The sequence below is a fragment of the Domibacillus sp. 8LH genome (assembly GCF_038806185.1).
GTDB classification, from domain to species: domain Bacteria; phylum Bacillota; class Bacilli; order Bacillales; family Domibacillaceae; genus Domibacillus; species Domibacillus indicus_A.
In genome coordinates this window covers 26,145-39,823 of sequence record NZ_JAVJNG010000017.1, presented here as the reverse complement: position 1 = coordinate 39,823, position 13,679 = coordinate 26,145, and the positions used below count along the sequence as shown (strand labels likewise).

The following is a 13,679-nucleotide window of genomic DNA, read 5'->3' as shown; positions in this document are numbered from 1 at the left end:
TTTTTCTTTGGTTAATAAACCGATTTAGTTAGGAGGAGTACGGTGAACATACAACTGGCATTAGACCGTATGACCATTGAAGAAGCCATTGGAATGGCAGCAGCGGCAGAAGAGTATGTCGACTGGCTGGAAGTCGGCACCTCTCTTATTAAGGAGTTTGGTATGGACAGTGTCCGGGCGATGAAAAAAGCGTTTCCGAATAAAGTGATTGTTGCCGATATGAAAACGAATGACAATGCGCAGTACGAATGCCGGCTTTGTTTTGAAGCGGGAGCAGATATCGCGACGGTAATGGGAACCTCACCGCTTGTGACGATTGAAGCCTGTATAGCAGAAGCAGAAAAAAGAGGTAAGCAAATGATGATCGATCTGCTTCATACAACACCTGCCCAGCGGGAAATATTAAGCCGGTATAATGCGATTCTTTGTCTGCATACAAGCAAAGACGAGCAGGAGCTTGGCACAAAACAAAACAGTGAAACAGGCCTGCAGGCTGGCTTAAAAAGAGCGGTAGCGGGCGGAATTACATTAGAAAGCCTGCCAGTGTACAAAAAAATGAACCCACTTGTTTTTATTATCGGCTCCGCCATTACAAAAGCAGAGGATCCTGCCCGGGCGGCAGCTGCATTCAAACAACAGTTAAATATGGAGGAATCAAAATGAAGGAAAAAATAAAAGCCGTTCTGGCAGAAATTGAAGATGTAACCAGTCACGTTCAAAAGGAGCAATTGGAAAGGGCGGCAGACCATCTAACATCAGCTGAACGAATCTTTGTATTCGGTGAAGGGCGGTCTGGATTTATGGTAAAGTCGTTTGCGATGCGGTTAATGCATCTTGGTGCCCAGTCATTTGTCATTGGCGAAACCACAACGCCATCTATTCAAAAAGGGGATGTCATCGTGCTTGTGTCGGGATCTGGAAAAACAAAAAGTGTATGCTGGACAGCAGAAAGGGCGGCTGAATTAGGATGTGTAATAATAGCTGTCACAACGGATCCAGCGTCTCCGCTTGCCTCCCATGCTTCTTCTATTCTTTACATACCGGCCGCTACGAAGTATCGGAACGAAGGAGAAAGAAAAAGCATTCAGCCGCTCGGCTCCCTTTTTGATCAAAGCACCCATGTACTGTTTGATGTACTTTGTCTGGACTATGCAGAAAAACAGAATCGGACACACGAACAAACCTTTAAGCTTCATAGCAATGTGGAATAACAGCCGTAAAGGCTGTTTCAGACTGTAGACAAATTATAATACGGAACCGTACACATGAATGGGGTGGATCGGCGGTGTCCAGGCAGCTCCACTTTCCATGGGGCAGGCGCTGAGCCCGCTAGTCCCATAGGAGTCTGCGCCGCCCTCCCGCCGTCAAGTGGCTTGCGACAAGGTTGTATAAAGCTAACAAGGTCGTCTCTTTCTGTTTGAAAAAGTGAAAACGTCTATTCAGTCTTTGTTTATTGCTCTTTAATACCACTTAGTGAAGCCTGCCGGACGGAGACTCCTGCGGGAAGTACAGTGAGTCGGGAGACCCCACAGGCGCAGCCGAGGAGGCTCCCGCACTGCCCGCGGAACGCGAAGTCCGGCACCAGCTCTTTTTTAAAAGCGAAAGACTTTGTCTACACACTGTAACAGCCGTCAAGGCTGTTTTTTTATTTCACTTTATTGTGAAAAGAAGAGCAATCGTTTGCATCAAGTATTTCAGATTTTCTTTGTATATACAAGAATTGAAAACCTATTAAATTAACATTGAAAGGCTTTACAAAAAATATGCAAACGATTTCTTAAAAAATGTTGACGCTTTCATAGTGACGATGGTATAGTAATTTCAGAAGTTGAAAGCGGTTACTGTTTTCGACCGAATAAAAAGACTGCAAAGGGGTAGATGACGTGTTAACAAAAAAAGCATTCGTACTTTCATCGGCATTGTTTCTAGGTCTTGCTGGCTGCTCAACAGCTGAGAAAAAAGAAGAATCATCTGGCAGTTCAGGCGGAGGGGGCGGCGATCAAACGGTCGTAGATATTTTCCAGTTTAAAGTGGAGTTTAAAAACCAGTTTGAGGAACTCGCGAAGCAATATGAAGAAGAACATCCGGAAGTTGATATAAATGTTCAAACAGTAGGGGGCGGGAACGATTACGCTTCGGCGCTGAAATCCAAATTTGCCTCAGGAGACGAGCCGGCTATTTTTAATATTAACGGAGCCGTTGATGTGCAGCAGTACCGTGATAGATTGATAGATGTAAGCGATACGAAAGCGGCTGGAGCAGCGCTGGAAGGCACACTTGAAAGTGTGACAGAAGACGGGAAAGTGCTGGGCCTTCCGTACAACCAGGAAGGATACGGATTTGTTTATAACAAAGAGATTTTCGAAAAAGCCGGAGTGGATGCAGATTCGATTAAATCGATGGAAGATTTAACGAAAGCGGTTAAAACGCTGGACAGCAAAAAGGACGAGCTTGGCATTGACGCTGTGTTTGCTTTTGCTGGAAAAGAAAAATGGACAGAAGGAAACCACGGCTCAAACTCTTTTATCGCAGACGATTTTAATGGCAGCGTAATGGAAGCATTCCAGGCGAAAGAACTTCCATTTACAAAAGCAGAGCAGTACAAGGAGTATATTGACCTTCAAAACAAATATTCCGTACAGCCGGTTTTAAGCCTTGATTATTCACAGCAGGTAGAAGAATTGTTTTCAACAGGCCGCGTAGCCATGATTAAGCAAGGAAACTGGGTATACCCGACAATCGAACAGATGGATCCAGAGCTTGCTGAAAATGTCGGCATCTTCCCAATCCCGGTTGACGGCGAAATGAAAATGCCGGTTGGTGTTCCACAATACTGGGCTGTCAACAAAAACGCAGATGAAGAAGCTCAAAAAGCTGCAAAAGAATTTTTAGATTGGCTATACACGTCTGATGAAGGAAAAGAAGCGGTTTTAACACAATTTAAATTTATCCCGGCTTATGAAGGATATGATGCAGATAAAATTGCCGACCCGCTTTCTAAAACGATCTATCAATATGCCGAAGAAGGAAACACGCAAGGATGGGTATTCCTTGGCTATCCAGTTGGATGGAGTGATATTTTAGGGGCGCATCTTCAAAAGTATCTTGCAGGTGAAGCGTCTTGGGAAGAAGCGATTCAAGCCGCGAAAAATGATTGGAAAAAAGCGCGTCAGTAATTCCATGAAAAGAAAAAAGATAACAGGCACGTTTCAGCTGTTATCTTTTTCTTTCCCAAAATTCAACGGAAATGAGGTTTAGGCAGCATGAGAAACAAAGACTTTATGTTTTGGCTTTTTTTAGCGCCGGTTTTATTTGCGCTTGGCGTCGTCGTCCTGCTTCCGCTTATTTACGGGATTATTTACTCTTTCACAGACTGGGATGGGGTAAATGCAGCAGAATTTATCGGTGTGAAAAATTATATTGAGCTGTTCAGCGACGAGGGCTTTTTAAGATCGTTGTGGTTTACATTTAAATTCTCCGTTGCTTCCGTTATCGTTATCAACATTATGGGGCTTGGCCTCGCCATGCTTGTTACATCCTACATTAAATCCAAAAACGTTCTTCGCACTATCTTTTTTATGCCAAACTTAATCGGCGGGTTGATTCTCGGCTTTATCTGGCAGTTTATTTTTACAAAAGTATTTGACGCTATTGGACGGGCAACCGGCATTGAATGGCTGCAAGGCTGGCTTTCCGACTCCCAGACAGGGTTCTGGGGAATGGTTATTTTGATGAGCTGGCAGATGGCTGGCTATATCATGATTATTTACATTGCGTACTTGGAAAACGTGCCGAGAGATTTGCTTGAAGCAGCAGAGATCGACGGCGCAAATGCATGGCAGCGCTTCCGGAATATTACGTTCCCTCTTGTAATGCCTGCCTTTACGGTCAGCTTGTTTTTAACGCTGTCTAATGCTTTTAAAATTTATGATCAAAACTTATCGCTCACAAACGGCGGACCATTTGACTCGACGAAAATGGTTGCCATGGATATTGTTCAAACGGCCTTCCAATTAAACCAAATGGCAGAAGCACAGGCGAAAGCCGTTATCTTCTTTATCATTGTGGCGATTATTTCATTAACACAAGTATACATTAACAAGAAAAAGGAGGTGGAGATGTAATGAAAAAGTCAGGAAAACGCTGGACTCTTGAAATTATTGGTATTTTACTGGCTCTTCTTTGGATCTCTCCTTTCTACTTAATGATTGCCAATGCTTTTAAAACAAAACGCGAGATTTTTACCAATACGCTAAAATTGCCGGAAGAGTTTACTTTTGATAACTTTACGCAGGCTTTTGAAGAATTAACATTTTTGCAGACATTCGTGAACTCAATGCTTGTAACCCTTTTGAGCGTAGCGGTTATTCTCTTTTTCTCCGCTATGGCTGCTTATGCATTATCCCGCAATGGAAGCCGGCTGAGCAGTATCATTTTCTTTGTGTTTGTAGCAGCGATGCTGATTCCCTTCCAATCCGTTATGATTCCGCTCGTTACGATTTTCGGAAAAGCCAATGCGCTTAACTTTTACGGGCTGATTTTTATGTACCTTGGCTTCGGATGCAGCTTGTCGATCTTTCTTTATCACGGAGCGCTTAAAGGCATTTCCAAATCGCTTGATGAGGCGGCAACGATTGATGGCTGCAACCGGCTTCAAGTATTTTGGTACATTATCTTCCCGCTCCTAAAACCGATCTCTATTACAGTTGGGATTTTGAACGTGATTTGGATTTGGAACGATTTCCTTCTTCCATCACTGGTGATCAGCGGTGACGGCACCGACACGATTCCGTTAAAGCTGTTCAACTTTTTCGGCCAGTATACGAAGCAGTGGCATTTAGCGCTTGCTGGTTTAACGATTTCGATTATCCCCGTTATCATTGCGTATTTCTTTGCACAAAAACAAATTATCAAAGGAGTTTCCGATGGAGCTGTAAAATAAAAAGAGCAGCGCTCTGCGTATAAAAGCGCTCCAATCGAGACAAAGAAATACAAGAAGCCCCCGGGCGGCTGGGAAAGTAAAACGCAGCGGGGGCTGCAGCAGGGCATTATGAGAAACGATATACTTTCTTATTTTTTTTGAAAAATGGTACTATAAACTAGAAAAGGGAGGAACCGGTCATGGCTGTCACAATTAAAGATGTAGCAAAGAGAGCGCAGGTTGCGCCTTCGACCGTCTCCCGTGTTATCGCGGACCATCCAAAAATTACGCAGGAAACAAAAGAAAAAGTAAGAAAAGTGATGCAGGAGCTCGGCTACCATCCGAACCTGCTTGCACGCAAGCTCGTCACGCAGTCCTCCCAAACAATTGGGATTATTCGTAAAACGTCTACGAAGCATTCACTGTCCGATCCGTTTTTTCCGGCAGCGCTTCAAGGAATGAGTGACCTGCTGCACCAAAAGGAATACAGCATCCTATTGACGTGTGGTGAATCTGATGAAGACATTTATCGGGAAGTTGTAAACATGGTTCAAGGCAAAAGCGTCGACGGCATGATTATGCTTTATTCACAGGATCATGACCCGGTGCTGCAGCTGCTTTTAGAGCAAAACTTTCCGTTTGTTATGATCGGTAAACCGTCGGAGCATACTGACAAGGTCATGTATGTAGATAACGATAACGTCAAAGCTGCACGTGATATAACAGACCATTTGATTCGTGCCGGACATACACATATTGCGTATGTCGGGGGCGATCCGAGGTTTGAAGTGCATAAAGATCGTGAAGAAGGATATAAACAGGCATTAAAACTTGCGAATATTCAATCAGAAGTTCTTTTTAGAAAAGAAATTTCAAAAGAAGGGGCTAAGGAAACCATTGATGAGATGATGAAAATGGATCCAAGGCCAACGGCGATTGTGACGACGGATGAACTGATGGCTATGAGCCTGCTCTCTGCTTTATACGAGCGGCGCTTGCGGGTGCCGGATGATGTAGCCGTCACCACTTTTACGGATTCCATGCTTTCCGAGCTTTCGAGCCCGCCGCTGACAACAGTCGATATTCATGCATTTCAGCTCGGCTATGAGGCGGCAAAAACATTGGTAGATCTTTTGGAAAAACCGGACATGATGAAGCGGAATATTTTAGTGCCGACTTCTGTTGTGGTACGGGATTCATGCAAAAAAATATCAGAGAATGGAGCGATTCTATGAATATTACAGTATGGAATGAATTTCGTCATGAACGAAACAAGCAGGCGGTCAAAGAGATTTATCCAGAAGGCATTCATCAAGTAATCGCAGATTTTTTAAAAGAAGAAGGACGGACCGTTCAAACGGCCACATTGGATGAAGCAGAGCACGGGTTGACAGAGGATATATTGAATCAAACAGATGTACTTCTTTGGTGGGGGCATATTGCACACGAAGAAGTGAGCGGTGAAGTTGTAAAAAAAGTACAGCAGCGTGTACTCGATGGCATGGGGCTCATTGTGCTTCATTCGGGTCATTTCTCGAAAATTTTCAAAGCACTGATGGGCACATCCTGCGATTTGAAATGGCGTGAAGCTGGAGAAAAGGAACGCCTTTGGGTCGTGGACCCTGCACATCCAATTGCAGAAGGAATCGGCGAATATTTTGAGCTGGAGCATGAGGAAATGTATGGCGAACATTTTGATATTCCCGCGCCGGATGAGCTCATTTTCATGAGCTGGTTCGAAGGCGGCGAAGTGTTCCGAAGCGGCGTCACTTACAAACGGGGCAACGGCAAAATCTTTTATTTCCGTCCTGGACATGAAACACATCCTACATACTTCAATGAAAATGTCCAACGTGTCATTCAAAACGCAGTAAAATGGGCAGCTCCGGTGAAACGAGAACGGCCTGTATACGGTAATGCACAACCAATTGAAGAGTTAAGGGGAGAATAAAAAGAATGGGGAAAATTAAAGTAGGCGTCATTGGGTGCGGAAGCATTGCCCAGCACCGTCATATTCCGGAGTACGTTGCAAACGAGCATGTTCAAGTAACAGCATTTTGTGACGTAAAGGAAGGACGGGCCCAAAAATACGCGGAGCATTTTAATGCAAAGGCCTATACAAGCTATGAAGAATTACTTAAAGATGGAGACGTCGATGCCATCAGCGTTTGTACACCGAATGTACTGCACGCGCCTATTACCATTGCGGCACTCCAAGCAGGCAAGCATGTGCTTTGCGAAAAGCCAATGGCCACTTCAAAGAAAGAAGCAGAGGCGATGATCGAAGCGGCAGAAAAAAGCGGTAAAAAATTAATGATTGCCCATAATCAGCGCTTTGTTGCTTCCCACCAAAAAGCCCGGTCTATTATCGAAAGTGGTGTTTTAGGTAAGATTTACAGCTTTCGTACGGCATTTGGCCATGGCGGTCCGGAAGGCTGGAGTGTGGATGGAACAAACAGCTGGTTTTTCAAAAAAGAGCTTGCGTTTATTGGGGCAATGGGTGACCTTGGTGTTCATAAAACCGACTTGCTTCGCTATTTGCTCGGAGAAGAATTTGTAGAAGTGGCAGCATTTGTCGAGAGCTCCGCCAAGGAAAATTCCACAGTCGATGATAATGCTGTCTGTGTCCTAAAATCGGAAAGCGGTGTGATTGGAACATTAGCCGCAAGCTGGGCGTACAACGGCGGCGAAGACAACTCTACTGTCTTTTACGCAGAAAATGGCATCATGCGTTTGGAAGATGACCCGGATTATTCACTCATTATTCAATATAAAAATGGCAACAGTGAACGTCACAGCCTCGGTGCAATTCAGTCAAATGAAGAAGGTAAACAAACAAATTCTCGTGTGGTAGAGCAATTTATTAACAGCATTTTGGAGGATACGACTCCGCCTGTCTGCGGGAATGAAGGCAAAAAGTCATTGCAGGTGATCTTAGCTGCACTGGAATCAAGTGAAACAAAACGAACTGTCCGTATTTAATCAAAGAGGTGACAAACATGACAAAACTGAGAATCGGCATTTTAGGTACAGGGGGCATTGCAACAGAGCGGCATATTCCGGCTTTTAAACATGTGAAAGAAGCGGAAATCACGGCCGTAATGGATGTAAACGAGGAGAGGGCGAGAGAAACAGCCGAAAAATTTGGGATTGAGCACGTCTGCAAGAGCCTGGAAGAAATGCTTGAGAAAATTGACGCGCTGATTATCGCTACTCCAAATAAATTTCATGCTCCAGCCGCCGTACAGGCACTAAATGCCGGTGTTCATGTCATGTGTGAAAAGCCGATGGCATTGAATACAAAAGAGTGTGAGGAAATGGTTGCCGCAGCTGAAAAGTCAAAAAAGGTACTGCTTATTGCCTATCACTGGCGCTTTTTAAAAGAATCACGTGCGGCCAAACGGCTGATTGACAGCGGTGAAATTGGCCAGCCGCTTGTGATCCGCATTAAATCCATGCGGCGCCGTAAAGTACCGGGCTGGGGTGTATTTACAAATCGCGAACTTCAAGGAGGCGGCGCGCTGATCGACTATGGCTGCCACTTGCTTGATTTGGCGATGTGGCTGACCGGCAGTTCAAAACCATTTGAAGTGAGCGGCGCTACTTTTAACCATTTAAGTATGCAAAAAGATATGGTAAACGAATGGGGTACAATTAACCCGGCCACCTTTGAAGTAGAAGACCATGCCACGGCTTTTATCCGGCTTGAAAACGGGGCAGTGGTCATGTTTGAAACCTCATGGGCAGCGAACATTCCGAAAGATGAAGAAACGATCAGCATTTCCGGCACAAAAGGCGGTATTGATGTGTTTCCGCTTCGCCTGAACAAAGCCGAGCATGGCGTGCTGATCAACTCGGATATCGCATGGATTCCAGAAGAAAAGCCGTTTGCCATTTTGCAGGCGGAACATTTTACTTCCTGCTGCTTTGGAGAAAGCACGCCGCTGACAAATCCAGAGGAATCCATGTACGTATCGAGTATCATTGAATCTGTTTACGAAAGCGCCAAAATTGGCCGCAGCGTCAAAATCAGATAAAAGGAGCGATTCCATTGAAATTAGGTGTATTTACCGTGTTATTCTCCAACAAGTCCTTTGAGGACATGCTGGATCATGTAAAAGAAGCTGGCCTGGACGCCGTTGAAATTGGTACAGGCTGTTATCCGGGCAACGCGCATTGTCCGCTTGATGAGCTGCTGGAAGATGAGAAAAAGCGTGCCGATTATCTGGAAGCTGTGACGTCACGCGGTCTTACAATCAGTGCCTTCAGCTGCCATGGCAATCCGCTCACACCGGACAAGGCATTTGCGGAAGAATCCGATTCTGTACTCCGTAAAACGATTAAGCTCGCTTCTCTTTTGAATGTGCCGGTTGTTAACTGTTTTTCCGGCACTCCAGGAGACTCCGAGGAAGCTAAGCAGCCAAACTGGCCTGTTGTTCCGTGGCCGGCAGAATATCATGATATTTTAAAATGGCAGTGGGAGAAAAAGCTTATTCCATATTGGAAGGAAATTGGCGAAATTGCCGAAAGCCATAATGTAAAAATTGGGCTCGAGCTGCATGGCGGTTTCCTGGTTCATACTCCTTATACAATGCTCAAGCTTCGCGAGGAAACATGTGACGCCATTGGTGCAAACCTTGATCCAAGTCATTTGTGGTGGCAGGGTATTGATCCGGTGGCTGCCATTAAAATTCTCGGTAAAGCAGGTGCTATTCACCATTTTCACGCGAAAGACACGTATATTGATCAAGACAACGTCAACATGTACGGCTTGACAGATATGCAGCCTTACGGTGATGTGCAGTCGCGTGCCTGGACATTCCGCAGTGTTGGCTGCGGTCATAGTGTACAAGAGTGGTCTGACATGATGAGCGCGCTTCGTCTATATAACTATGATTATGTTGTCAGCATAGAGCATGAAGATGCAATCATGTCTATCGACGAAGGCTTCAGCCGTGCTGTGAAAAATTTAAACGATGTACTGATCCGTGAATCTGCCGGTGAGATGTGGTGGGCGTAACAGAAGAAGTGAGAAGGATGAAATCAAGATGATTTCATCCTTCTTTATTGACCAAGTAAGTTATGAAAAAGGGAATGAAACAACGAGTATACACGCCTCGTTGTTTCGATTATTTGCATTCTCCCTTCAGTATGATTTTGAATGGACTGGATAGGCGTTTTTCAGCGAATTTCAGTATAATAAGGAGAAAAGGGCGGGAACGGTTCCTCTCAGCGGATCGCTTCTGCTTATTGAAAGAAGGCAGCCGAGATGCAAAGTATCGATGTGATTTACAAAAGAGCCATTACGACAGAACAGCCTAAACTCGACGAAAGCCGCCTGCATTATTACGACAAACAAAAGAACCACTATATTTCTATTCCAAAAGAAGATGTGTCTGAAAGAGAAGAACAGCTTCTTTCCCATTTTTTTGTTCGAATCCGTGAAGACGGGGAAGCAAGCCAGTTCTCCTCGGCAGAACAAGCATGGTGGAACTTTCTGATAAAAGATGGGGAATGCCCCGCTTTAAACGCAGACCGGGTCCGGTTTTTATATATGAAGCTGTCAGAGAATGACCGCGGCAGTTTTTTAGAAGCGGCCCATACATTTTTTGACCATGCTTTTCTGGTTGTCTGGACAGGAGAGCGGGAATGCATTCTTATAGAAGAAGAGTCTGATTATCCAATCCAAAAAACAGAGGCGCAAACGTTTCTGGATGTGCTCGCCGGGGACTTTTACATAACGGGGCGCCTGTTTATTGGACGGTTTGCACAAGCATCCGCTTTATTAAAAAATCTGTATAAGCGGGAAACGGAAGCGGCGCGCAAAGCGGTCCTGCTTGTTCCAGAGCAGCGGGTCACAACGATTGAAACGGTTATTCCTTATCTATTTTTGGCCCAAAGCCGCAGCGAGCTCTCGGAGCTGTTTACGGAGGAATTGAAATGGTTTGAATCAGATGATGATTTGCGCCATACTCTTCAATTATTGATTCAAAATCATCTTAATGTAAGCCAGACTGCCAAGCAGCTTCACCTGCACCGCAACAGCCTGCAATATCGGATTGATAAATTCATTGACAGGACAAGCATAGATGTCCGTTCCTACGAAGGGGCTCTGTTAGTTTACATGCTGTGTTTAATCAGCACACAAAAGTGAGAAGGACAACGTGCACAATGAAGAGCGAACGATCTTTGTGCACCCTGTCTATTTTTATTTATTTTGTAAGCGAATACAATAGGTTTAAGAAAACGGTTACAGGAGGAATTGGAAAATGGCTGAACTTCAACTAAACAATATCTATAAAGTCTATGATGGAGATGTAACGGCGGTAGAAGATTTTAATCTTCATATTCAGGACAAAGAATTTATCGTATTTGTCGGTCCGTCTGGCTGCGGGAAATCTACAACGCTGCGGATGATTGCCGGACTTGAAGAAATTTCAAAAGGCGATTTCTTTATCGATGACCGCCGTGTAAATGATGTAGCCCCAAAAGACCGTGATATTGCAATGGTATTCCAAAACTATGCCCTTTACCCGCATATGACCGTTTACGATAATATGGCATTTGGTTTAAAGCTTCGCAAAATGCCAAAAGAAGAAATCAGACAGCGCGTAGAAAACGCCGCCCAAATTCTTGGGCTGACAGAATATTTGAAACGGAAGCCAAAAGCTCTTTCCGGCGGTCAGCGCCAGCGTGTTGCACTTGGGCGTGCGATTGTCCGTGATGCTAAAGTATTCTTAATGGATGAGCCGCTTTCCAACCTCGATGCGAAGCTGCGTGTACAAATGCGCTCTGAAATTATTAAACTGCATCAGCGCTTGCAGACGACAACGATTTACGTAACGCATGATCAGACTGAAGCCTTAACGATGGCAACCCGGATCGTTGTTATGAAAGCCGGAAAAATCATGCAGATCGGTACGCCGAAAGAAGTATATGAAAATCCGGAAAACGCCTTTGTTGCCGGCTTTATCGGATCACCGCCAATGAACTTCTTTAATGCAGATCTTGGCGATGGCTATGTAAGAATTGGTACACAAAGGCTTGATGTGCCAGAAGGAAAAATGCGTTATCTGCGTGATCAGGGCTATGTAGGCAAGCAAATCATTCTTGGCGTTCGTCCAGAAGATATTCATGATGAACTGATTTTCCTCGAAGCATCCCAGCAATCTGCTTTTGAAGCAAAAGTAGCGGTGTCAGAGCTTCTCGGTGCAGAAATTATGGTGTATTCGGACATCGCAGGACAAAATTTTGTGGCACGCCTTGATTCACGTCTTGATATTGCGGCAGGTGAAAAACTGCAACTGGCTTTCGACATGAACAAAGCGCACTTTTTTGATGCTACATCAGAAGTACGAATTCGCCCATAATAACTTTTCAGCAGGAAGCAGCAGATGCTTCCTGCTTTAAAGGACGAAGTATAAAAAACAGCCCGTTGTGTTTCTCAACTCGTTTTTATTCTTTTTCATTGGTTTCTTTTTTTGTGATCAATCCAGAAAAAGATAAAAAATAATTAAAAAAGATTTAGAAAGCGGTTTCAAATCAAGAGAACCGGGTACTAGATAATTACAGAGGCAGCTAAATGGAAGCTACAAAGGCATTTGAAGCATCCAGGTCGAGTGATCGGATGAAAAAATACTGTTAGCCTTTATTCCATCATCTGTGAATAATCCATTTTTATTCACAATAGCATGCTCTGTACAGGATGAATGATTTGCTTGAAGCGGCGAGGTTTTCAAAAATCGCCGGCCGAATCCATTTAGCGGTTCCTGCGAATAGGCAGAGTAGACTGCTGAATATGAGCAGATCTTCTCCAGCAAATTCCCGTTTCACAAAGGGAATGGAAGAAGCCTATGCCGGGAGTCTGGCGCAGGCTTTTTTCATTTTTGTATATAGGTGGTGCCAGCTGTTCAGCTGGCACAATTTGGTGTGTAAACGAAAAGAAACAGGGTATAAACAAAAGGAGCTATAAATATGAAAACAAAGAAAACAGCTGTGATTACAGGCGGGGCATCCGGCATCGGAAAAGCAGCTGCTCTTCGTCTTGCTGCAGACAGAATTCTGATCAGTCTTGTTGACCTGAACGCTGAACGGCTGAGTGTCGCAGCGGAAGAAATCCGGCTCGCTGGAGGAGATGTGCTTGTTTTTCACGAGGATATAACCAATGAACAGGGGATGGCACGCGTGATGCAAAAAACTGCCGAAGAAGCAGGCAGCATTGACTGTGTTTTTGCGAATGGCGGCATTTTGGGGACTGTTTCCCCAATCGAGCATTTTACCAAAGAAAATTGGGCAAAAACCATTGAAAACAATGTGGTTGGCACCTTTGTGACCGTGAAATCGGCTATCCCTTATATGAAAGAAAGAGGCGGAAGCATCGTGCTGACAAGCTCGGTCAGCGGCAGCCGCCAGTTTGCTCAGGAAGGGTTCAGCGCGTACAGTACATCTAAAGCAGCCATTGCCGCTTTTTCTAAAATGGCGGCGCTTGAGCTTGCTCAATATCGTATTCGAGTCAATGCGATCTGTCCAGGCTCTATTGATACAAATATTTTTGAGTCGATGGATGAATCTGAGCGAACCAAAGACATTCATTTTCCACTCGATATCCCGAAAAATGCCATTCCACTTACGAAAAAACCGGGCCAGCCAGAGCAGGTTGCCAGTTTGTTTGCTTTTCTAGTTTCCGACGACGCTTCCCATATCACAGGAACAAAAGTGTATGTAGACGGGGCGGAGACGCTTTTAAAGGGATAACTCA

At 44.6% G+C, this 13,679-nt stretch carries 13 protein-coding genes; all 13 read left to right on the top strand.

Going from position 1 to position 13,679, the window contains the following annotated elements; translation table 11 throughout:
• Positions 1–42: 42 nt before the first annotated feature.
• The 13 genes from hxlA to RG959_RS16995 all read left to right on the top strand — a co-directional run bounded on the left by hxlA (position 43) and on the right by RG959_RS16995 (position 13,675).
• Entirely contained in the window at positions 43–663 is a 621-nt protein-coding gene (gene hxlA / locus RG959_RS17055; protein WP_342798143.1) for a 3-hexulose-6-phosphate synthase, read from the top strand.
• A complete protein-coding gene (gene hxlB, locus RG959_RS17050) occupies positions 660–1,211 on the top strand; it encodes a 6-phospho-3-hexuloisomerase (protein WP_342798142.1) in 552 nt (183 codons plus the stop codon). Before hxlA ends, hxlB begins: the two co-directional genes overlap by 4 nt.
• Before the next feature lie 672 nt (positions 1,212–1,883).
• Positions 1,884–3,176: an ABC transporter substrate-binding protein gene (locus RG959_RS17045; RefSeq protein ID WP_342798141.1), complete on the top strand. Its 1,293-nt coding sequence runs from the start codon at positions 1,884–1,886 to the stop codon at positions 3,174–3,176.
• An 87-nt stretch (positions 3,177–3,263) separates the two neighbouring features.
• The gene (locus RG959_RS17040) at positions 3,264–4,124 is read left to right on the top strand and encodes a carbohydrate ABC transporter permease (RefSeq protein WP_342798140.1); all 861 of its coding nucleotides are present in this window, start codon (positions 3,264–3,266) and stop codon (positions 4,122–4,124) included.
• Positions 4,124–4,942, top strand: a complete 819-nt coding sequence (locus RG959_RS17035; protein WP_342798139.1) for a carbohydrate ABC transporter permease — start codon at positions 4,124–4,126, stop codon at positions 4,940–4,942. The genes RG959_RS17040 and RG959_RS17035 overlap by 1 nt, the downstream gene beginning before the upstream one ends.
• A 179-nt stretch (positions 4,943–5,121) precedes the next feature.
• Positions 5,122–6,156, top strand: coding sequence for a LacI family DNA-binding transcriptional regulator (locus tag RG959_RS17030; RefSeq protein WP_342798138.1), 1,035 nt, complete (start codon positions 5,122–5,124; stop codon positions 6,154–6,156).
• Positions 6,153–6,872: a ThuA domain-containing protein gene (locus RG959_RS17025; RefSeq protein WP_342798137.1), complete on the top strand. Its 720-nt coding sequence runs from the start codon at positions 6,153–6,155 to the stop codon at positions 6,870–6,872. Before RG959_RS17030 ends, RG959_RS17025 begins: the two co-directional genes overlap by 4 nt.
• A gap of 5 nt (positions 6,873–6,877) precedes the next feature.
• Complete coding sequence (locus RG959_RS17020) at positions 6,878–7,903, top strand: Gfo/Idh/MocA family protein (protein ID WP_342798136.1); 1,026 nt, start codon at positions 6,878–6,880, stop codon at positions 7,901–7,903.
• A gap of 17 nt (positions 7,904–7,920) precedes the next feature.
• Positions 7,921–8,958: a Gfo/Idh/MocA family protein gene (locus tag RG959_RS17015; protein ID WP_342798135.1), complete on the top strand. Its 1,038-nt coding sequence runs from the start codon at positions 7,921–7,923 to the stop codon at positions 8,956–8,958.
• 14 nt (positions 8,959–8,972) lie between these two features.
• Positions 8,973–9,941, top strand: coding sequence for a sugar phosphate isomerase/epimerase family protein (locus RG959_RS17010; protein WP_342798134.1), 969 nt, complete (start codon positions 8,973–8,975; stop codon positions 9,939–9,941).
• Positions 9,942–10,190: 249 nt separating this feature from the next.
• Entirely contained in the window at positions 10,191–11,075 is an 885-nt protein-coding gene (locus RG959_RS17005; protein ID WP_342798133.1) for a PucR family transcriptional regulator, read from the top strand.
• A 115-nt stretch (positions 11,076–11,190) separates the two neighbouring features.
• Positions 11,191–12,291 (top strand): ABC transporter ATP-binding protein, encoded by a 1,101-nt coding sequence (locus tag RG959_RS17000; RefSeq protein WP_342798132.1) that lies wholly within the window; start codon positions 11,191–11,193, stop codon positions 12,289–12,291.
• Positions 12,292–12,895: 604 nt separating this feature from the next.
• Positions 12,896–13,675, top strand: a complete 780-nt coding sequence (locus RG959_RS16995) for an SDR family oxidoreductase (protein ID WP_342798131.1) — start codon at positions 12,896–12,898, stop codon at positions 13,673–13,675.
• The last annotated feature ends 4 nt before the right edge of the window (positions 13,676–13,679 follow it).

What these genes read in the sequence shown, in the direction of transcription:
- hxlB (WP_342798142.1), top strand. Translation starts at nt 660, where the DNA reads ATGAAGGAAAAAATAAAAGCCGTTCTGGCAGAAATTGAAGATGTAACC.
- RG959_RS17000 (WP_342798132.1), top strand. Translation starts at nt 11,191, where the DNA reads ATGGCTGAACTTCAACTAAACAATATCTATAAAGTCTATGATGGAGAT.
- RG959_RS17020 (WP_342798136.1), top strand. Translation starts at nt 6,878, where the DNA reads ATGGGGAAAATTAAAGTAGGCGTCATTGGGTGCGGAAGCATTGCCCAG.
- RG959_RS16995 (WP_342798131.1), top strand. Translation starts at nt 12,896, where the DNA reads ATGAAAACAAAGAAAACAGCTGTGATTACAGGCGGGGCATCCGGCATC.
- RG959_RS17005 (WP_342798133.1), top strand. Translation starts at nt 10,191, where the DNA reads ATGCAAAGTATCGATGTGATTTACAAAAGAGCCATTACGACAGAACAG.
- RG959_RS17035 (WP_342798139.1), top strand. Translation starts at nt 4,124, where the DNA reads ATGAAAAAGTCAGGAAAACGCTGGACTCTTGAAATTATTGGTATTTTA.
- RG959_RS17040 (WP_342798140.1), top strand. Translation starts at nt 3,264, where the DNA reads ATGAGAAACAAAGACTTTATGTTTTGGCTTTTTTTAGCGCCGGTTTTA.
- RG959_RS17015 (WP_342798135.1), top strand. Translation starts at nt 7,921, where the DNA reads ATGACAAAACTGAGAATCGGCATTTTAGGTACAGGGGGCATTGCAACA.
- RG959_RS17030 (WP_342798138.1), top strand. Translation starts at nt 5,122, where the DNA reads ATGGCTGTCACAATTAAAGATGTAGCAAAGAGAGCGCAGGTTGCGCCT.
- RG959_RS17025 (WP_342798137.1), top strand. Translation starts at nt 6,153, where the DNA reads ATGAATATTACAGTATGGAATGAATTTCGTCATGAACGAAACAAGCAG.